At 60.8% G+C, this 21,284-nt stretch carries 9 protein-coding genes and 1 pseudogene; all 10 read left to right on the top strand.

Features of this window, described 5'->3' with window-relative positions; all coding sequences use genetic code 11:
- Positions 1–61 precede the first annotated feature (61 nt).
- The 10 genes and pseudogenes from BN976_RS17365 (at position 62) to BN976_RS33605 (ending at position 21,241) form a co-directional block, all read left to right on the top strand.
- A complete protein-coding gene (locus BN976_RS17365) occupies positions 62–685 on the top strand; it encodes a DUF1819 family protein (RefSeq protein ID WP_036372477.1) in 624 nt (207 codons plus the stop codon).
- Positions 672–1,271 (top strand): DUF1788 domain-containing protein, encoded by a 600-nt coding sequence (locus tag BN976_RS17360; RefSeq protein ID WP_036373136.1) that lies wholly within the window; start codon positions 672–674, stop codon positions 1,269–1,271. The genes BN976_RS17365 and BN976_RS17360 overlap by 14 nt, the downstream gene beginning before the upstream one ends.
- 6 nt (positions 1,272–1,277) lie before the next feature.
- Positions 1,278–4,736 (top strand): BREX system P-loop protein BrxC, encoded by a 3,459-nt coding sequence (gene brxC / locus BN976_RS17355; protein ID WP_036372476.1) that lies wholly within the window; start codon positions 1,278–1,280, stop codon positions 4,734–4,736.
- Positions 4,736–8,215, top strand: a complete 3,480-nt coding sequence (gene pglX / locus BN976_RS17350; protein WP_036372474.1) for a BREX-1 system adenine-specific DNA-methyltransferase PglX — start codon at positions 4,736–4,738, stop codon at positions 8,213–8,215. The genes brxC and pglX overlap by 1 nt, the downstream gene beginning before the upstream one ends.
- Positions 8,212–10,704 (top strand): BREX-1 system phosphatase PglZ type A, encoded by a 2,493-nt coding sequence (gene pglZ, locus BN976_RS17345; protein WP_036372471.1) that lies wholly within the window; start codon positions 8,212–8,214, stop codon positions 10,702–10,704. The genes pglX and pglZ overlap by 4 nt, the downstream gene beginning before the upstream one ends.
- A 10-nt stretch (positions 10,705–10,714) precedes the next feature.
- Positions 10,715–12,841 carry a BREX system Lon protease-like protein BrxL gene (gene brxL, locus BN976_RS17340; RefSeq protein WP_084182320.1) on the top strand — a complete coding sequence of 709 codons (2,127 nt, stop codon included), beginning with the start codon at positions 10,715–10,717 and terminating at the stop codon, positions 12,839–12,841.
- 54 nt (positions 12,842–12,895) lie between these two features.
- Positions 12,896–14,686, top strand: a complete 1,791-nt coding sequence (locus BN976_RS17335) for an SIR2 family protein (RefSeq protein WP_084182319.1) — start codon at positions 12,896–12,898, stop codon at positions 14,684–14,686.
- Positions 14,687–14,754: 68 nt separating this feature from the next.
- A pseudogene (locus BN976_RS17330) lies at positions 14,755–15,957 on the top strand (hypothetical protein); the annotation flags it as partial.
- A complete protein-coding gene (locus BN976_RS17325; protein WP_036372468.1) occupies positions 15,958–19,329 on the top strand; it encodes a DUF499 family protein in 3,372 nt (1,123 codons plus the stop codon).
- A 46-nt stretch (positions 19,330–19,375) separates the two neighbouring features.
- On the top strand, positions 19,376–21,241 hold the full coding sequence (locus BN976_RS33605) for an NACHT domain-containing protein (RefSeq protein ID WP_145977963.1): 1,866 nt from the start codon (positions 19,376–19,378) through the stop codon (positions 21,239–21,241).
- The last annotated feature ends 43 nt before the right edge of the window (positions 21,242–21,284 follow it).

Below are 21,284 nucleotides of genomic sequence, written 5' to 3'. Positions count from 1 at the left end.
AATTGTCGGACGGCGGGGATATTCTGACCAACTTTGCCGCGCAGACCTGAAGGGAGTGCACATGGTGGCGAACACGCCTCATGCCGCCCGTTATGCGCTGTCGTTCACCAGCGGCTCCCTTCTCATGCGCGAGGCACTCATCGCCGCCCCGATCTACCTGCAAGAATCCAGCTGGGCAGCGGTCCGTCAGCGCTTGGAGGCGGGCAACCTCTTACAAGCTCGTACCGTCTCGACCGGACATCGCCTGGCACGCGAGGTCACCCAGCGGCTGGCCGTCTTCAATGAAGATGAACTCGAGCTGCTCGTCGCCGCGACCTCCTCGGAACGCGGCCAGCTGTTGTGGGTCGCCGCGTGCCGGCGTTACGACCTGGTCGGTGAGTTCGCCGAGGAAGTGATGCGCGAGCGATTCCTCCTCATGACTCCGACGCTCGGGCATGACGACTTCGACAGCTTCCTACGTGGCAAGGCCCTGTGGCACGACGAGATCGCCGGGCTCAAGGACTCCACCTTGCGCAAACTGCGCTCGAATCTCTTCCGGATGCTCGTTGAGGCAGGGCTGCTGACCGAGGACGGTCGGATTCTCTCGGCGACGCTGTCGACCCGCGTCCTCGCCGCGCTGTCGGCCCGCACGCCCAGCGATATCCGCTTCTTCCCCACCGCAGGTGGTGCTGATGAACCGCGCTGACCTGACCAAGCAAGAGGAGCACCTGGTGAAGGTGCTCAGCGGGAAACGCTTTCTTCAGATGGAGGGCCTCGGCAATGAGGTGCCGTTCTTTATCTACCCGTATGCGCCGGAGGACGCACCCGCCGTCGCGCAGGCCAAGAAGCGAATCACGAACAAACTGAACCAGACCGGCATCCATGTTCGCGATATCAACCTGTACGACCTGTCCGTCGAGATCCTGAAGGAACGCGGCGTCTGGGAGCGGGTTCTCGCGGCCGAGGCCGAGCAGGACAAGGACGACTTCCGGGAGATGCTGCAGGGCATGCTCGATCCGCAGCTGCATGTCGCGCCGGCCATCGGCGCCAAGATCGCCGATGGCGATTTCGACATCCTCTTCCTCACCGGCATCGGCGAGGTCTTTCCGTACATCCGGTCGCACAACGTGCTCAACAACTTGCAGAGCGTCATCACCGGCAAGCCGATGCTCATGTTCTTCCCCGGCCGTTACGACCAGTCCGAAACGCTCGGCTCCACCCTCGTGCTCTTCGGACTGCTCAAAGACGACCAGTACTACCGCGCCAAGGACATTCGGGAACAGGAAGCGTGAAATCCGATGCTGCTCAACGAGATCTTCGCCAAAGATGTGCAACGCCCGATCGAAGGGGTCATCAAGGCGGATGACGGCGCGCACCTGGGCACCGAGGTCGAGGAGTACGTCCTCACCAACGAGGCGGCCAAGGAGCTCGAAGGGGTCCTTGCGGCCTACACCAACTACACCAACGCCAATGGCGTGTGGATCTCCGGCTTCTTCGGGTCCGGTAAATCGCACTTGCTGAAAATGCTGGCCCATCTCCTCGGCGACGTCGAGGGCCAGGAGTTCGACCGCGCGGAGGTCTCGAAAAGCTTCCACACCAAGTCAACTGGCGCCTTCTTACCGGCAAGCCTGACGAAGGCTGAACGCATCCCGGCCAAGAGCCTGCTGTTCAATATCGACCAGAAGGCGACGTTGATCAGCAAGGATCAAACCGATGCCCTGCTGAAGGTCTTCGTGAAGGTCTTCGACGAGAGTCGCGGCTACTACGGCAATCAGGGCCATGTCGCACGCTTCGAACGCGACCTCGATCAACGCGGTCAGTACGAAGCATTCAAGGCCGCATTCGAGCGGATCGCCGGCATTCCGTGGTCGCAGGGCCGGGAACAGACGGCGCTTGACGCCAGCAAGATCGACGCCGCTTTCACCGAAGTCGACGGGAGTGCGGCCGAGGGCATCATCAAGCAGTACAGCGCCTCATATGCAGTGTCGATCGAAGACTTCGCCGACGAGGTAAAGGCATGGCTAGACAAGCAGGACAAAGGATTTCGACTCAACTTCTTTGTCGACGAGGTGGGCCAGTTCATCGGCTCGGACATCAAATTGATGCTAAATCTCCAGACGATCGCCGAGAGCCTTAACACAAAGTGTCAAGGCCGGTCCTGGGTGTTCGTGACCTCTCAGGAGGATATGGACAAGGTGCTCGGCGATCGCACAAAGCAACAGGGCAACGACTTCTCCAAGATCCAAGCCCGCTTTAAGGCCCGCGTGAAGCTCACCAGTGCGGACGTGGAAGAAGTCATCCGCAAGCGCCTGCTGCAGAAGAACGACGCTGGCGCAGCCGCACTCAGTTCGATCTACGCCAAGGAGTCAGCCAACTTCAAAACGCTGTTCGACTTCGTCGATGGCGCCAAATCCTACCGCAACTACACCGACGAGACCCACTTCATCGGCACCTATCCCTTTGTCAGCTACCAGTTCCCGCTCTTCCAGGCCGCAATTGAGGGAATCTCCGACCACAACGTCTTCGAGGGCCGCAACAGCTCGGTCGGTGAGCGGTCGATGCTCGGTGTTGTCCAGCAGGTCGCCAAGGACATCGGCAACGTCGAGGTCGGGTACCTGGCGAGTTTCGACCGCATGTTCGCCGGCATCCGAGCATCGCTGAAGTCCGCGGCTCAGCGCTCCATCGATGTCGCCGAGCGCAATCTCGACAACCCGTTGGCCATCCGACTGCTCAAGGCGCTCTTTCTGGTCAAGTACGTCGAGGGCTTTCAGGCCACGCCGCGCAACCTCACCGTGCTGGTCTACGACCGCTTCGGCGCCGACCTGCCTGCGTTGTCGGCAGCCGTCAAGGAGGCGCTGACCGAGCTGGAAACGCAAACCTATATCCAGCGCAACGGCAACATCTACGAGTACCTGACCAACGAAGAGCAGGTCATCGAAGAAGAGATCAAGAACGTCGACACCGACGGCGCCGAGGTCGGTGGCCGACTGTTCAAGATCCTCTCCGGCGACGTCGTCAAGACCAACAAGCTCCGCTACGCCAAGAACGGACAAGACTTTTCGTTCGGCTTCAAGCTCGACGATCAGGTTCACGGTCCGCAGCGCGAGCTCTCGATGCACTTCATCACTCCCGAATACGCGCACTCGCTCGATGAGATCCGGATGCACAGCGCCGGAAAGGACGAGCTGCGGGTCGTCCTCGAACCCGATGAGAGGGTACTGCCCGACCTCCGCCTGCTGATCAAGACCGAGAAGTACACCAAGCGCAAACAGACCAGCTCGCTGTCAGCAGTCGAGCGTCAGATCCTGCAAGCCAAGGCCGCGCAAAACGACGCCCGGGAGAAGGAACTGATCGAGCGTGTCCGCCGCGCAGTGGGCCAGGCGGAACTGATCATCAATGCCGCCGATGTGCCATCGGGCTCGACTGACGCGGTCGCCCGGGTGACCGACGGTTTCCAGGATCTGGTCAGCCGCACCTACACCCAGTTGAAGCTGCTCGGTGGTGTCATGTACCCCGAGAAGCAAGTCGCCGCTGCAGCAAACCCCGAGGACGGTCTGTTCTCCGCCGACGAACTGAGCAAGCTTGCGATTCCCGGTGCGGACGTGCTGTCGACCGTTGTCCGCAAGGACGGTCGCGGTGAGCAGGTCACCGTCAAGACAATCGTCGACACCTTCCAAACCAAGCCGTATGGCTGGGATCTCGGCTCGATCGAGGTGGTGATCGGCTATCTGGTCGGCGCCTCAAAGCTGACGCTGACGGTGGACGGCAATGTATTGAAGCGCAGCGAGGTGGCGGCCGCGTTGCGCAACACGCAGAAGCACGCGCACATCGTTGTTGCTCCGCAGAAGACGTTCGACGAGCGCAAGGTGAGCGCGTTCCGGAAGTTCTGCACGGATTTCTTCGACGAGTCGAGCGCGCCCAAAGATCCGCTGGAACTGGCGCGTTACGGCGCCGACAAACTCAAGGCCAAGCTCGACGCCCTACGAGCCACGGTCAGCGACTCGAAGTACCCGTTCGTTGAGCAACTCAACGGGCCGATCGGCTTGCTCGAACAGGTGGTGGGTAAGGGCAACGATTGGTACCTCACCGAATTCAGCCTTGGCGACGATCTAATGGAGGCCAAGGAGAATGTGCTGGACCCGATCCAGTCCTTCCTCAGCGGCGCGCAGCACAAGATCTACGACGACGCGGCGGAATTGCTCGCCACCCACGGCAGCAACCTCAGCTATCTGCCCAGCGGCAGCGATGACGCGGTGCGCAGTGCACTCGCAGACCCGAATGCGTTCCGTGGCAATCGGATGGCGCAACTCAAAGCGGCCACCGACACGCTCAGACCCCTGATCGACGATGTCGTCGCGACCAACCGCGCGGCCGTCACCTCGGCCATTGAAGCGCGCAAGGCCGAGCTGCTTGCCAGCGCGTACTACGAAAAGGCCACGACAGACGCCCAGCAGAGTGTTGTCCGGTCGGTTGATCAAGCTCTCGCACGGGTCGGCGTGGAAGGTCAGGTCGCCGTTCTACGGCAGATGGGCACCGACTTCGACGGCAGCGTTTATCCCGCGCTGCTCGATCAGCTCGCGACATCCCCGCAGGGCGGTGACGGTCCGCCACCGAAGCAGACGGTCTCCATCAAGACGGTCACCGTACTCGGCGCGTCCGGCGTTCTCGAATCCGACGATGACGTCGACAAGTATCTCGCTGCCCTGCGCGCTGCGCTGATTCAGACGCTCAACGACGGAAAGCGAATCTCGCTCTGATGGAGACCGCACCACTGAAATCTTTTGCACCGTCGGCACGCTCGGCGCTCATCAATGAGGTCACCGCACGCATCGCCGTGGTGCTCGCTCCCGGTTCGTCCGAACGGATCGAGCAGCGCAGCGCCGTTGCTGCGCTGGAGAAGGCCATCGACGCCGCCGGGGGTGGCGACGCCGGTCGTGCGGCAGTGGCGGATCGGGTTGCCTACACCTGGTTCAACCGCATCATCGCGCTGCGCTTCATGGACGCCAACGGCTACACCGGTATCGGGGTCGTCTCTCCGCAGTCCGGAGTCGAGGTGGGTCAGCCGGAGATTCTCGCCGATGCCAAACGTGGCGCCTTCGATGTTGACGTGGTGGGCCCAACGGTCCGCGAGACCGTTTCGGCCCTGCTTGACGGAACGCGTCAGAGCGGCGATCCGCAAGGCGAGGCCTACGCGCTGCTGCTCGCCGAGTATTGCCGTCACTGGCATCGCGCCATGCCGTTCATGTTCGAGCGTGCGGGCGACTTCACCGAGCTGCTGATGCCGGCCAACCTGCTCGCCGATGAGTCCGTGCTGAACCGAGCGGTCACGGTGATGACCGAGGACGTGTGCCAGGACGTCGAGGTGATCGGCTGGCTCTACCAGTTCTACATCTCGGAGCGCAAAGACGAGGTCTTCGCCGGATTCAAGAAGGGCAAGAAGGCCGGGGCAGCCGAGATCCCCGCGGCGACACAGCTTTTCACGCCTGATTGGATAGTCCGCTATCTCGTCGAGAACTCGCTCGGACGGCTCTGGATGCTCAACCGCCCGAACTCGCGCCTGGTCGATCAGATGGAGTACTACATCGCCCCGGTCGACGAGGAGACCGACTTCCTCAGTATCGATGGGCCCGAGGAACTCACGGTCATCGACCCGGCTTGCGGATCGGGCCACATGCTCACGTATGCGTTCGACCTGCTGTATGCGATCTACGCGGAGGAGGGGTACGCGCCGTCTGAGATCCCGGGGCTGATTCTCACGAAGAACCTCGTTGGCACTGAGATCGATCCGCGGGCTGGGGCATTGGCGGCGTTCGCGTTGACGATGAAGGCGCGGGGGCGGCAGCGGACCTTTTTCAACAAGACGATTGAACCGAATATTTGTGTACTGGAACCGATCCGGTTCACCCCGCGGGAAATCGACATCTTGCTCACGCCCGACGGTGACCGCGATGAAGAGACCTGCTTCTGGAACCAATTCTCAAGTGCATCTGTCACGGGCTCGTTGACTAAACCGAAGCGAACCACGCTTAAAGATGCTCAACGAGGTCTCGCGCACGCCAAGGCCACAGCAACGGATGGCGACATCTTGGCGGCTGACGTTCTAGACCAAGCAGATACAGTTCTACGTCAGTCCGAGGTGCTTGCCGCCATCTACCACGTAGCTGTGGCAAACCCTCCGTACATGGGCAGCGGGAACATGCAAGCCGAGCTCTCCGACTTCGCCAAAAGCGAATACGCCCTGGCAAAAATCGATCTCTATGCGATGTTCATCGATCGTTGCTTCGACCTAGTTGACTCGATTGGCGCTGTCGCGATGGTCACCCAGGACAGCTGGATGTTCCTCGGCGCCTATGCCAAATACCGATCTTGGTTGCTCAACCGCGGCTCCCTTGTGACGCTTGCCCATCTGGGAACGTCAGCGTTTGACACGATCGGAGGTGAGGTGGTTTCGACCGTTGCCTTCGTGTCCGACGCATGCAATAAGGACACCTCACAGTCGGTCTTCATCAGAGCAGCCGATGTTGAGGGAGGGGCCAAGGCAGATGTAGTGAAGAGCGCGGCGTCTGGCTACGACGCCGAAAGAATCTGGGTGCGCAGCGTGTCTGATTTTCTCGATGTGCCCAATACCCCAGTCGTGTACTGGGCGTCCGACGACGAAATCGCTGCACTACGCAAAGGGCCGTATCTCGGCGAGCTGCTTCAGGCCAGGGAAGGCCTTACAACGGGAGACAACGATCGGTTTCTGCGGCGCTGGTACGAGGTGTCGAATCGCCAGATCGGCTTCGGGATCGAATCCACGGAGAGCAGCGTCACGAGCGGTGCTCGCTGGTTCCCCTACCAGAAAGGCGGTTCGTCACGGCGCTGGTACGGCAATTTCGACTTCGTTGTCGACTGGGAAGACGACGGCGAGCGAGTTCGGGCCAACATCGATGAGGCGAGTGGGCGAGTCCGTTCGCACAACTACAACGGGACGTACGGGTTCAAGCGGGGCCTCAGCTGGTCCGGTATCTCTAGCGAAGGGTTCGCCGTGCGTCATGTCGAGGGTGGATTCATGTTCGACGCCAAGGGCCCGATGGCCTTTCCGAATCGCGATGATGAGCTACTCGTGCTCGAAGGGTTTCTGAACAGCTCAACGGCAACTCAATTCATGCGCCTACTCGCTCCGCGGCTCGACTTCAAGCTCGGTCACGTGCTGAGCCTGCCGGTACGGGTACGGGAAAGCGCTAAAGTGTCGGAGCTAGTGTCCCGATGCATCGACCTGTCTCAGCTGGCGTGGGATGCCAACGAACTATCGGCCTGCTTCCGGGGTTCACCGCTACTTGGTTCAAGTCGATCGCTTGCCGCGGCTGTCGACGACTGCTGCCGCGCTGAGGACGAACACGCCGACGCACTTGCCGTCGCTGAGGAAGAGTTGGACAAATTCTTCGCCTCGGCCTACCTAGGCGAGCAGTCAACCAAGACTGTTGTTCGTCTTTCCGAACCAGCGAGCGAAGGCATTCGATGCCGTGAACATGCCGAAGGCCTCGTCTCCTATGCCGTCGGGTGTATGCTCGGCCGCTACAGTCTCGACGAACCCGGCCTTATACTCGCCGACCAGGGTGCAACGTTGCAGGACTATCTCGCCAAAGTCCCAACGCCCACTTTCATGCCCGACGCCGACAACGTCATCCCCATTGTCGACGGCGACTGGTTCGAGGACGACATCGTCGTGCGGTTCCGCCAGTTCTTGCGGGTTGCCTTCGGCGAGGAGCACTTCGAGGAGAACCTGCGCTTCGTCACCGAGTCCCTCGGCGTGAAGAACCTGCGGGACTACTTCGTCAAGTCGTTCTACAAGGACCACGTCCAACGCTACAAGAAGCGCCCGATCTACTGGCTCTTCTCAAGTCCCAAAGGCTCGTTCAACGCACTGATCTACATGCACCGCTACACACCATCGACGGTCTCGACGGTGCTCAACGAGTATCTACGCGAGTACAAGGCCAAGCTGGCGGCGAGCGTTGAGAATCAGGAGCGCTTGGCCGCCGGGGGCGGGACCGCACGCGAGCAGGCCGCGGCGCAGAAAGAAGCCGACCGCCTGCGCAAGGTTCTGCTGGAACTCGATGAGTACGAGCACGATGTCCTGTACCCGTTGGCATCCCAGCAGATCGAGATCGACCTGGACGACGGCGTGAAGGCGAACTACCCGAAATTCGGTGCCGCACTGAAGAAGATCGCGGGCCTGGAAGCCGCGGAATGAGTGCCGTCGCTGCGGTACGCCCGCATTTGGAGCGGAGGTTCGAAAACCAGGACATCGTCTTCTGGCACGACCCGGAAGGCCAGTACAGCGATGACCTGGACTCCCTGGATCTGCCGGACGTTCAAACGATCCGAATCGCCAACAACGAATACGGGATCAAGAACCGGCTGTTGACCGCCGATCCGACCGACAAGTTTCTCGTCTACCGCACGGGGCAGGTTCCGGCCGGCATCGGAAACTGGCTGCTGGACCTCGAACTCGCCTACGGCGTATTCACTGCGGACCACACCTCTTTGGTGGCGCAGGATCTCGGCCTCACCGGCGAGGGCATCGACGACGCGGTGCGGGACCACGAAAGGTTCTTCAACGCCACCAAGCGGATTCAGAGCCTCAAGGCCCTCCTGAACCCCGACGACGACGGGGCGAAGCTCCGAGCCAAGATGACCGCGGTCGCTCTGGGGCAGAGCGAACACTCCCTCCTGGAGATCACTCGCAAGCTGTTGATCGAAAACGCCGACGGGCAACGAGCCAAGTACGATGCTCTCGTCGACTACGGGCTGGACGACTTCTACTGGCGCGGCGTTGCCTCGATCTACGGCTACGAGTCCACCTCACCGAGTGTCGATGACTTTGTGCTGTGGCTCTTTCGGAAGGCGATCGACGGTTTCGAGTCGGACCGACCGGGGGGCCTGCGGAACATCGAGCTCGACTTCGCGAGCCTGCGCAACGACCGCCGCAGCCAGAACGCCCTCGCCACGCTTGCCAAGCGGGCTGCACGCGACCTCGACTACCAGACCAAGATTGAGGACGCCGACTTCCGCAACCTCGTCGACGTAGACGTATTCGAGGAGACCGACCAGAAGATCATCAGCGATCTGGCTCGCGCGGTGGCCGAGCAGACCGTCACCGCGCGCGACGTCAGTGAGATCGTGCGGGAACGCCAAAGCAGCGTGTGGATTGACGACTACAAGCAGCTCTACACGGCCATCGCCTGCGCATCGGAGCTGTTGGCCGAACTGGCCACCATCGACTTCGCCATGTCGTCATTCGACGACGCCTTGGACCGCTACCGCCGGGAGTGGTTCCGAATCGACCAGCTTTACCGCCAGTTCACCTTCGCTCACAAGAGCTACGAAGGCCCGCACCCCCTCGAATCGCTGCGCCAACTGGTCGAAAAGCGGTACGTCAACAAGTTCGTCTACGAGCTGGGTAATGCATGGCAACAGCAGATTGACGACGTGGAGACTTGGAGATCGCCAGCACTGCGGCCCCAGACGTCCTTCTACAAGGACTACATCGACAGGATCCTGCGCGACAACAAGAAAGCCGTCGTCATCATCTCCGACGCCCTCCGCTACGAAGTGGCCGAGGAATTGCGCACGCGCATTCGACAGGAGGATCGGTTCGACGCCTCGCTGGACGCGGTTCTCGGTGTGTTGCCGAGTTACACCCAACTGGGCATGGCGGCACTGCTTCCGCACCAGACTCTCAAGCATTCCCCCGACGCGAATGTCGTCCTAGCCGACGGCCAGCCCACAAACAACACCGTATTCCGCGGGAAAATCCTTGCGACCGTGGGCGGCTCGGCGATACAGGCCGAGGACTTCAAAGCCTTGAGCCCAGACGAACGCCGCGAACTCTATAAGGCCAATCGGGTCCTGTACGTGTACCACAACCGCATCGACGCCACCGGCGACAAGCCGGGTACGGAGCGGCAGGTCTTCGAGGCCGTCGACGACACCCTGCGCGACATCGTCGACCTGGTGAAGAAGCTCGCCAGCGCCAACGCCACCAATATCTTCATCACGGCCGATCACGGATTCCTGTTCCAGGACGAAGCCCTGGCTGACTCGTTCTTCCTCTCAACCCAGCCGCAGGGCGATGACATCAAGATCGTCAACCGGCGGTACGTCCTCGGGCACGGCCTCAAGATCGACATCGCCTTCAACACGTTTAGTTCCGCGCAACTGGGACTCGACAGCGACTTGGAGGTACAGGTCCCCAAGTCGATCCACCGGCTCCGACTGCCCGGTGGAGGCACGCGCTTCGTGCACGGCGGCGCGACGCTTCAGGAGATCGTCGTTCCGGTTCTCGCAGTCAACAAGAAGCGCAAGGGTGACACCCGGCCGGTGAACGTCGAGGTGTGGCCCGATACCGACAAGATCACCACGGGACAGGTCGTCGTCCGAATGTTTCAAGCTGAACCGGTGAGCGAAAAAGTCCAACCGCGCACCCTTCGCGCGGGCCTATATGTCGGGGAGACCTTGATCTCCAACCAAATTGAGCTGACCTTTGACCAGACCTCCACCGACAAGCGGGACCGTTACCAGAACGCGCGCATGCTGCTGAGCCAGGACGCCAACGAGTACAACAACCGGGCCGTCGAATTCCGGCTCGAAGAACGCATTCCGAACACCCAGCAGTGGCGGGCCTACGCCAAGGCGATGTACACGCTCAAGCGGTCCTTCGCCTCGGACTTCGACTTCTAGGAGGGCAACCATGAGCGAAGTCAGTGAGATCGGCGAGGACATCGCTGACCAAGCGCCTTCCGGCGCAGCGCCAACCGCGTCGGCACTCGACCGCAAGATCAACGAGCACTTCGCCGGCGTCGTCGTCCGCAAGGACCTCGTGAAAGCCGTCAAGGGCAACGCGATCGTGCCGTCCTATGTGCTGGAGTATCTGCTCGGGCAATACGCGGCTTCCGACGACGAAGCCACCATCCAGTCCGGCATCGACGCGGTCCGGCAGATCCTCGCCGATCACTACGTGCACCGGAATCAGTCCGAGCTGGTGAAATCGACCATCCGCGAACGCGGACGCTACAAGATCATCGACAAGGTCACCGTCACGCTCAACGACAAGGATGACGTCTACGAGGCGACATTCGCCAACCTCGGGATCAAGCAGGTCATCGTCGAGCCGGCCACGATCACGGCGCACCCCAAACTACTTGTCGGCGGGGTGTGGTGCATCTGCGATATTGAGTACTTTCACAGCGAGAACGCCAAGGTCGTGCCGTGGATTCTCGGTTCAATCAAACCCATTCAGCTGTCCAACTTCGACTTTGAGAGCTACCTGGCGTCCCGGCAAGAGTTCACCACCGACGAGTGGATTGATCTGCTGATCCAGTCGATTGGGTTCAACCCGGAGTTGTTCGGCAAGCGCGCCAAACTCATCCAACTGGTTCGGCTCATCCCGTTCGTGGAGCGCAATTACAACCTCGTCGAGCTGGGGCCGAAGGGCACCGGTAAATCGCACATCTTCTCGGAGTTCTCACCGCACGGCATGCTCATCTCAGGCGGCGAGGTCACCGTCCCTAAACTCTTCGTCAACAACTCCAACGGCCGCATCGGCCTGGTCGGCTACTGGGACGTCGTCGCCTTCGACGAGTTCGCCGGCAAGAAGAAGCGCACCGACAAGGCGCTCGTCGACATCATGAAGAACTACATGGCCAACAAATCGTTCTCCCGGGGCGTCGAGACCCTCGGCGCGGAAGCATCAATGGTGTTCGTGGGCAACACATCGCACAACGTCCCCTACATGCTCAAGCACTCCGATCTTTTCGACGAACTGCCCGAGAGCTACCACGATTCGGCCTACCTCGACCGCCTGCATTTCTACATCCCCGGCTGGGAAGTCGACACAATCCGCGGTGAAATGTTCTCCGACGGCTACGGTTTCGTCGTCGATTACATCGCCGAGATCCTCAAGTCCATGCGCGATGCTGACTTCTCCGACCGTTACCAGCAGCACTTCACGCTGGGCTCCGACATCTCGACCCGCGACCGCGACGGCATCCACAAGACGTTCTCCGGCCTGATGAAAATCCTCTACCCGCATGGCGAGGCGTCGAAGGACCAGGTCGAGGAAGTCCTCCGGTTCGCCGTCGAAGGTCGCAAGCGCGTCAAAGACCAGATTCTTCGCATCGACACCACCATGGCGGAGGTGAAATTCGGCTATCTCGACAAGGCCGGTGAATGGTATGGCGTCACCACACTGGAAGAGGACGAGTACCCCGCCTATTACCACCGGCGGCAGTGCGAGGACACGAAGACAGATGATTCCTCGTCGGTCGAGGCAACCAAGCCCGAGATCGCCACGACTACCGCTCCTTCAGAGCCAGCCGAGCTCTTCGAGGGCCATCGTGAGTTCCACGAGAACCAGCGCGGTGTCTCCTATGAGGCCATGCTGCTGCCCTACCTGCGCGGCGCCACCGAGATCACCATCGTCGACCCGTATATCCGTGCGCCGCACCAGGGTCGCAACCTTGTTGACCTGCTCGCGATACTGGCCTCGGCGAAAGACCCCGCCGACGAGATCTCGGTGACCTTGGTGACTAAGGAAGACAAACCGGAGTACGAACAACAGCAACTGTTGATGCTCAAGACCATTCAAGACGGCGCGGCGTCGGTCGGGATCAAGTTCAACGTCCACTGGGACAGCAGCATCCACGATCGGTCCATCCGCAGTGACACCGGATGGAAGATCCTGCTGGGCCGGGGTCTCGACATCTTCCAAAAAGGGTCCGGTAGCCAATTCGACATCGGGAGCCGCCGACAGGAGTTCAGGCAGGTCGTCGCCTTTGGAGTCACCTACATCCGCGAGACAACGGAGACCGCGCGATGACACCCTGTGCCTCGAACCTACTGCCATTGTCTGCCCGATAAACCAGGACTACCAATGAATGCGCCCCGTAATGCCCTGTCGCCGCGCGTCATGCTCGCGACCGCTATGCATGCCCAACCCGGTGTCAATGCGCTTCTACTTGGGTCCGGTATCTCGACCGGCGCAGGCATGCCGACTGGCTGGGGGGTTGTAACCAACCTTGTGGAGAAGGCCGCGGTCGCCGACAGCCCGGATGACCATGAGTCGCATCGCCTCGCTGCGGAGAATCCCGAAGCATGGTGGACTGCACACGGGTCGGGCGATCTTGGTTACTCATCGTTACTTGCTGCACTGGCACCAACCCCCTCGGCAAGACAAGGTCTTCTGCGTGAGTACTTCACCCCCACCGAAGCTGACCAGGAGCTGGGCTTGAAGATCCCCAGTCCTGGACACCGAGCGATTGCTGAATTGGTAAAACGTGGGACCATCAAAGTCATCGTCACCACGAACTTCGACCGACTGATGGAACAGGCGCTAGACGGCGCCGGAATCCAACCCCAGATAATCACACGCGCCGAAGCCGTTGGTGGCATGACGCCGCTGACCCACGCCCATGTCACCCTCATCAAACTGCACGGTGACTACGCCGAATTGGACACGCGAAACACCGTGGATGAGCTCACCAGCTATCCGGCGGAATGGAGCGACCTCCTCGCACGGATATTTTCTGAGTACGGATTGCTGATTTCCGGATGGTCCGGCGATTGGGACAAGGCCCTCGTCGCCTCGCTCGAAGCCGCACCCTTGCGCTACCCGCTTTACTGGGACAGCCGCTCGGCGAAAGGTGATGTCGCACAACGACTACTCGCCCTACACCGGGGTCACGTAATCACCGCTGCTTCTGCCGACGAGTTGTTTGCGGATTTGGCCGCCAGTGTTGACGCCCTTGACCGTCTAGCAGAACCCCCTTTGACTACCTCCATCGCGGTAGCACGCCTCAAGCGATGCCTCGCCGACCCGGTCCGAAGAATCGAATTGCACGACCTCGTCATGGGAAAAACCGAACAGGTCGCATCCGTGGTTGATGAGCTTCGCGTGGACGGCGGAGTCACGTACGAATCGTTGGATGAACGACTCACCGAACTGCTGGCGGCGACTACGCCTCTACTCCACCTCCTGATTGACGGGGTGCATCACGACATCGAAGGTGCGCATAGCCAGCTTTGGATCGACGTCCTGCAACGATTACTGGACGCCCGCCGCACACTCTCGGGCAATGAGGCGTTGATTAAACTGCAGCATTACCCCGCCTTGCTCGCGCTGCGAACGATGAGTATCGTCGCCGTCCACCGCGACCGTGACGAACTTCTCCTATACCTACTCACCACCCCACAGTGGCACAGCCCGGCGAACTCGGGTGGACCGAAGCGCACCGCCCATGTGCTCCACATGCAGGTGGTCCTTGATTCCTGGATCGACCGTCTTCCACGCTGGGGCGGCGGCCCGGGGTGGGTATATCCCCAAAGTCATCTTCTACGTAGCGATCTGCAGACGATCTTCGATGGATACCTGACGGGGTATGACCGCTACCGTACGGTCTGCGATGACGTTGAGTATCGGACCGGACTAGTGCAGGAGCTAGCTCGTGAGCAGGGGGCCTTGCGTGCGAATTCAGGCGAGTTTGTCGCGGACCGCGAATGGGACCACGGCGAACCAACACGTCCCTATGCCGAGATCCGCTTGAGGGAACAAATCGAGGCTCGCGGACCAGGACCCTGGGCAACGCTGACGGCCGACGGTACGTGGGACAACCAGGAACTGGACACCTACCGCGAGACGCTCGGACACTACCGGCGGTGGGGCTGAAGGAAACGAAAGATTCGGCGCCAGTCAGTGCTTCATAGTGAAGCGGTCGCAACACGCCGAAACCATGTACGGAACCGCCGTACTACGACAACATTGGCTATTCGGACCTTTCTGATTACTTCTACGTTTGGTTGCGCCGCTCACTCCGAAACATTCACCCGGACTTGTTCAGTACCTTGCTGGTTCCAAAGGTGCAGGAGCTCGTCGCCAACCCATTCAGGCACAACGGCAAGGATGGTGCGCGTGATTTCTTCGAACAAGGATTCCGTGAGGTTTTCCGTCGGGCACGTGAGACGGCTTTGCCTGATTTCCCGATTACCGTCTACTACGCGTTCAAACAATCTGAGACCACCGAGGGCGGTCAAGCTTCCACCGGATGGGAGACCCTCCTCGAAGGAATGATCCAATCTGGCTGGGCGGTGACGGCGACATGGCCGGTCCGGAGTGAGCGGGGTGTGCGTTTGCTCAGCGTCGGAACAAACGCTCTGGCCTCCTCAATCTTGTTGGCACTTCGACCCCGGCCGCTTGATGCTCCCCGTACGGATCGTCGCCGATTCATCGCAACGCTGAAGGCCGAACTTCCTGGCACATTGAAGGAATTGCAGCAAGGAGCAATAGCGCCGGTCGATTTGCCGCAAGCGGCGATTGGGCCCGGCATGGCCGTGTTTTCGAGATACTCAGCCGTTCTTGAAGATGATGGGTCAAAAATGCCCGTCCGGTCTGCGCTTGCGCGGATCAATGAGGTCCTGGACGAGGTCCTCATGGCCCAGGAGGGTGACTTCGACGCTGATACCCGTTTCGCCATTGCTTGGTTCCGCCAGTACGGATTCAGCGGGGGCCCCTACGGGGACGCGGACAACATTGCCCGCGCTCGAAATGCCTCGATTGATCATCTGGACCACGCGGGCATCCTGACCAGTCGGGCCGGCAAGGTTTCTCTTGTCGCCCCGGACAGGCTGGACCCTGCATATGATCCCGCGACAGACCCGTCCATTAGTACTTGGGAAGCGGTCATGCACCTCACGCGGTTGCTTGCTTCAGACGGAATCCCTGCTGCCTCGACGTTCTTGGCTATGGTGCCGGCATCGATCGAACGAGATCTCTGTAAGGAGTTGGCATTTCTGCTCTTCTCAATTGCGGAAGTTCGCAAGGAGACGAAGTTGGCGGTTGACTTCAACGCCTTGGGCACTGCGTGGAACGAAATTTCCTCGGGCGCAACGATAGCGGTCTCGCAGCCGGTTCAATCAACCATGGATTTCGAGGGGGCGTAAGTGGCTACGAGTAACCGTGAACGTATCCGGCTGGCACTTGAACTGCTCGGCCAGGCGCTGGACACATTCATTACCGGGGCGACGCGAGACAAGATTCCGCCGGACAAAAACTGGACGCTGCTGCTAGCGGCCAAAGACGCCGGCAAAGGGGCCAATGCCGACAAGAAGTACAACCCCGTCGACCCGCAGAACGGGTTACGAATGCTGACCGAGAACATCACCGGCAAGGCTATTCCGGGTTGGTATCCTTTCGGGGACAGACTATCTCGCGCAGAGCAGAGCTTGGCCAGCGAGATGCGGGAAGTTCGTGACCGCGAGGCACACCACGAGCCCTTCTCCACCGACGACGCCTATCGCGCACTGGATACCGCCGAGCGTCTCCTGCGGGCCATCGGGGCGCCCGATGCTGCAGATGAGGTCAAGCGGTCTCGCGTCGACCTGCGCCGCGTTTCCTCGGAGCAGGAGGACCGTCGCGTAGTCAAGGCCGCCGGCGCGACGGAGGTCGGCTCTACTGGCCTTCTACCGTGGCGAGAGGTACTGCGCCCCCATGACGACGTGGCCAGGGGAAATTTCCGGGCCGCTGAATTTGCCGCCGACCTGGCGATGGTGGCCCGTGGCGAGGGCGATCCTGAGTACACCGACCCCGTCGAGTTCTTCCGTCGCACGTTCCTCACAGGGGGCTTGCGTGATTTGATTACCCGTGCCGTTGGTCGGCTCTCCAGCGACATGAACGCCTCTCCAGTGATCAACCTGCAGACCAACTTCGGCGGCGGCAAAACCCACTCCATGCTTGCGCTGTGGCACCTCGCGTCGGGTCGGCCGGTTACCGACTACCCGCAGGAGATTCAGGACCTGCTCGGCCCGATCCGACTTGACCGCACTATCCGCCGCGTCGCTTTGGTTGGAAATCATCTCGAACCGTCCGGGCTCAAACCCAAACCGGACGGGACTAGGATCAACACCCTCTGGGGTGAGCTGGCCTGGCAGCTGGGCGGCAGCGAAGCCTATGAGGTCGTCGCCGAAGCCGACCGCACCTCCACCAATCCCGGCGACAGCCTGCGTCAACTGCTCGCGCAATATGCCCCCGCGGTCATCCTGATCGACGAATGGGTAGCCTATGCACGCCAACTCTACGGACGCGACGACTTACCCGGCGGCACCTTCGACACCCAGTTCACCTTCGCCCAAACTCTCACTGAGACTGCCAAAGCCGTTCCGGGGGCGCTTGTCGTCATCTCCATCCCCGCCTCAGCGCGGGACACTGACGGGGACGGTCTCATCAGCGAGGAAGAGGTCGGCGGCGAGAATGGACGCGAAGCGCTACGCCGCTTGCAGAACATCGTGCGCCGGGTGGCTGACCAGTGGAAGGCGGCAAACCCGGAAGAGTCCTTCGAGATCGTCAAGCGCCGACTATTTATTGCCCCCGATGGGGAGGACCTGGCCCAGATCAACGCCACCGCTAACGCGGTGGTCAAGTTCTACCGCCAGCACCACGCCGAATTCCCCAACGAGGTCACCGAAAACGCCTACATAGACCGCGTCCGCAGTACCTACCCGATCCACCCCGAATTGTTCGATCGGCTCTACCAGGAGTGGTCCACCCTGGAACGCTTCCAACGCACCCGCGGTGTGCTGCGGCTGATGAACACCATCGTTGGGTCGCTGTGGCGCAGCAACGACACCGCGCCGCTGATCATGCCCGGCTCGGTACCGCTGCGCGATTCAGAAGTTATGACCGAAATCACCCAATATCTGGAAGACCAGTGGAAAGTCATTATCGACACCGATGTCGATGGGGCCAATGCCATTCCTTCCCAAGTGGATCGGGACAATCCCGATCTACTGGGTAAGCGGTTCATCACCCAACGGCTGGCCCGTACCGTGTTCGTCGGCGCCACACCGACACTCAACAGCGCCCACAAAGGCGTTAACAAGCAGCGGGTATTCCTCGGCACCGCCTTGCCCGGTGACATACCGGGCAACTTCTACTCCGCGCTCAACCAGCTCGCCGACCGAGCAACGTACTTTTACTCGTCCGCCGAGCAGTACTGGTTCGACACCCAGGCCAACACCACCCGCACCGCCCGCGACTACGCCGAACGCCTTCACCCCGAAGAGGTGTGGGCTGAAGTCGTGCGTCGTCTACAGGACCACCGGACTCCAGCGGCCAACGGCTTCGCTGCGGTGCACGTCGCCCCTGATTCCTCGGCCGATGTTCCCGACGGACAGGAAGCACGGCTCGTGATCGTGCCTCCAGCCCACGTCCACGAACGCCGGCAGGGAACCGACTCACCGGCCTACCAGTGGTCGCACGAGGTATTGGAACGGCGCGGCACCGGCGTCCGCACCAACCGCAACATGCTGGTCTTTCTTGCCGCTGATGCGGCACGATACGAGGAACTGCAGGCCTCGATCCGCGATTACCTGGCCTGGAAGTACGTCCGCGACAACGCCGATGGCGTTCTCAACCTCACCTCCCAACAGCGTCAGCAGGCTGTCGAGCGCCTTGAGCGTTCGAACCGCACCGCCAAAGACAGGCTGCTGGGCGCCTACCACTGGGCATTGGTGCCCGCGCAACCCGACCCAACCCGTCCGCTGCAACTCGAAGCGATCAAAGCCGAAGGTAGCCCAGACAATCTGGCACTTCGAACAGCCGCCCGGCTCATGGAGAAGTCCGAGCTAGTTTTGCAGCGGGCATCAGCTGCGATCCGACTCGATCTCGACACCACATTGGCGTCGGTCTTCGACCGCGACGGCCACATCAGCTTGGGAACCCTGTGGGACTACTTCACCACTTACCCCTATCTCGCAAGACTCCGCGATCGGAAAGTCCTGGAAGACGGAATCCTATCGGTGCTTGATACGCCAATCGACTGGCAGAACCAAGGTTTCGCCCTAGCCGACGGTTGGGACGGATCGCGCTACAACGGTTTGGTACTGCCGACTGACCCAGACGGCGCTATCCCCGCTACCGTCGATGGACTCCTCCTTGTGCAACCACGGCGAGCTGAGCGGCAGCGCGAGCGCGACGTACCGCCGCCCGAACCGCCGGGGCCAGCACCTCCTGGTCCGGGTCCCGGCCCTCAGCGGCCCGGCCCGACGTCACCGCCGGTTCCACCGTCACCACCGAGGCCGGAACTGACGCGGTATTTCGGCACGGTGAAACTCAACCCCGACTTCTACGCACGCGACTTCGGCAAGATCACCAGCGAAGTCATCCAGCACCTGGCTGCCGTCGACGGGGTCCACCTGGAAGTCCGACTCGACATCACCGCCGTCGCCGACCGCGGCTTCGACGAATCGAAGGTTCGCACTATTAGGGAGAACTCCCAAACCCTCAAGTTCGAACAGTCGGCATTCGAAGCTGAGTAATTGCCAACACAATCCTCCAATAAGAAGACGGCAAGGTTCGCTGATCGTGGCCAGTGATTACGCGTTGGAAGAGCTCGGGCCCCGCGCCTTCGAGCAACTGACGGTTGCGTTGGCGAGGACAGTAATCGGCCCCGGCATCGAAGTTTATGGTTCAGGTAAGGACGGGGGCCGAGAAGCAACATTCGACGGTCCGATTCAATGGTCGAAGACCAACCCTGACAGCCGGTGGGACGGCTACACCGTGATCCAGGCGAAACAGCGCGAACATGTAGCTTCGCCCGCTGACAACTTGAACTGGCTCAAGATCGAGATCAGGAATGAGTTCGCCAGGTGGATGAAGCCCGAGAGCAAACGAGGCAGATTCCCCGAGTACGTCCTCTTCGTGACTAATGCGCGACTGTCTGCTGAAGCTGGCAGGGGAGGTGTTGATCAGATTCATCGATATGTGCAGGCCCAACTGGATCACGAACACAGCTCCGATGGCGACCTGCCGAGGACGCTCCGCGGACGTGGCCTTCGCGACGTGAAGATCTGGCATCGAGACTATCTGAACGCGGCAATCTCCAATGACGCCGACGTCCGGGCGGCGTTTCCCATGCTGCTCACAGTTGGCGACATACTCACCCGGGCAACTGCATTGCCAGGATTCGTCGAGGCACAGCAGTTCGCTCCCGTTCTGGTTGACCACGCCCAAACAACGCTGCGTCACGAGCAATGGGTGCGTTTCGATGAGGCTGGAGATTCCGCGTCTACCCGCAGACCCGTTGATCGAGTGATCGTGGACCTACCTGCCCACGACGGCACCGAACGTCTATCGGTGCTGCGACACTGCATCGAACGCGGCGACAGTGTGCTTCGGAGAAGCAGTTGGCTGTCGACTGGTCCACGTCACCTCGTTATCACCGGCGCACCCGGCAACGGCAAGAGCACGCTGACCAGATATTTGACTCAGGTCTATCGTTCGCAGTTCATTGAAGATGAGACGAACCAGCCGACAATCACCGAATTGTGCGCCAATACCAGGGAATCCCTGCTTCGAATCGGCGTCCCGACCCCGTCGAGCCGGCGTTGGCCGCTACGGGTGGAACTCGCCCAAATGGCAGCCGAGATGGGCCCAGCAGGTGGGCCAACATTGCGGCGTTGGCTGTGCGACCGCATCACCGAAAATGCGTCCATCAACATCCAACCCGTGACGTTAGACCACTGGATGAAGGCTTGGCCCTGCGTGGTCTTCTTCGACGGACTCGACGAAGTCACGTCTCCATGGTTGCGTCAACGCGTTCTCGGCGAGATCACCGGCTTCTTCGAACATCTCGACGCGGCAGACGCAGACGTTCTCCTCGTAGTCACCACTCGCCCAACTGGTTACACCGAGCGCCTGTTGCCCGAGCACTTCGATCAGCTCGATCTGGACTACTTTGACCCCACCGAAGCTGCTGATTACGGCCGCCATATCACCACACAGCGGTTCTACGACGATCCATCTTTTGGTGCACAAGTCTTGTCCCGCTTCGAGTCTGCCCTGTCAAACGCCTCGGCCGAGCGCCTTCTCAAGACGCCGTTGCAGGTACTGATCTTCACCATCATTCTGAGCAACTCTGGTGCACTGCCGGCCAATCGCTACCTGCTGTTTTGGAACTACTACGAAACGGTCCTGAAGCGCGAGGCCGCGAAGCTCACCACACACCGAACGTTTTTGGGCGAACACGAACAAGACATCACCGAACTACATCAACGTGTCGGCCTGCTGCTACAGATCCAGTCCGATATCACTGGTGAGGCCAGGGCCCGGCTTCCGTTGTCAGATCTGCACCGTCTGGCGCATCAGCGGATGCTTGAGCTCGACTATGACGACAGTCAAGCCACGGCGATCACCGACCGGCTCCTAGAGGTCGCGACCCAGAGACTTTGACACGCTCTGGAAATCCCGGAGGCTCCTGACCTTGGAAACGAGG

The organism is Mycolicibacterium austroafricanum (assembly GCF_000612725.1).
In the GTDB taxonomy this organism is placed as follows: Bacteria; Actinomycetota; Actinomycetes; order Mycobacteriales; family Mycobacteriaceae; genus Mycobacterium; species Mycobacterium austroafricanum.
This window is presented reverse-complemented; position numbering and strand designations above follow the sequence as displayed.

Coding starts and splice junctions, on each gene's coding strand:
- BN976_RS17365 (WP_036372477.1), top strand. CDS start 62: ATGGTGGCGAACACGCCTCATGCCGCCCGTTATGCGCTGTCGTTCACC.
- BN976_RS17360 (WP_036373136.1), top strand. CDS start 672: ATGAACCGCGCTGACCTGACCAAGCAAGAGGAGCACCTGGTGAAGGTG.
- brxC (WP_036372476.1), top strand. CDS start 1,278: ATGCTGCTCAACGAGATCTTCGCCAAAGATGTGCAACGCCCGATCGAA.
- pglX (WP_036372474.1), top strand. CDS start 4,736: ATGGAGACCGCACCACTGAAATCTTTTGCACCGTCGGCACGCTCGGCG.
- pglZ (WP_036372471.1), top strand. CDS start 8,212: ATGAGTGCCGTCGCTGCGGTACGCCCGCATTTGGAGCGGAGGTTCGAA.
- brxL (WP_084182320.1), top strand. CDS start 10,715: ATGAGCGAAGTCAGTGAGATCGGCGAGGACATCGCTGACCAAGCGCCT.
- BN976_RS17335 (WP_084182319.1), top strand. CDS start 12,896: ATGAATGCGCCCCGTAATGCCCTGTCGCCGCGCGTCATGCTCGCGACC.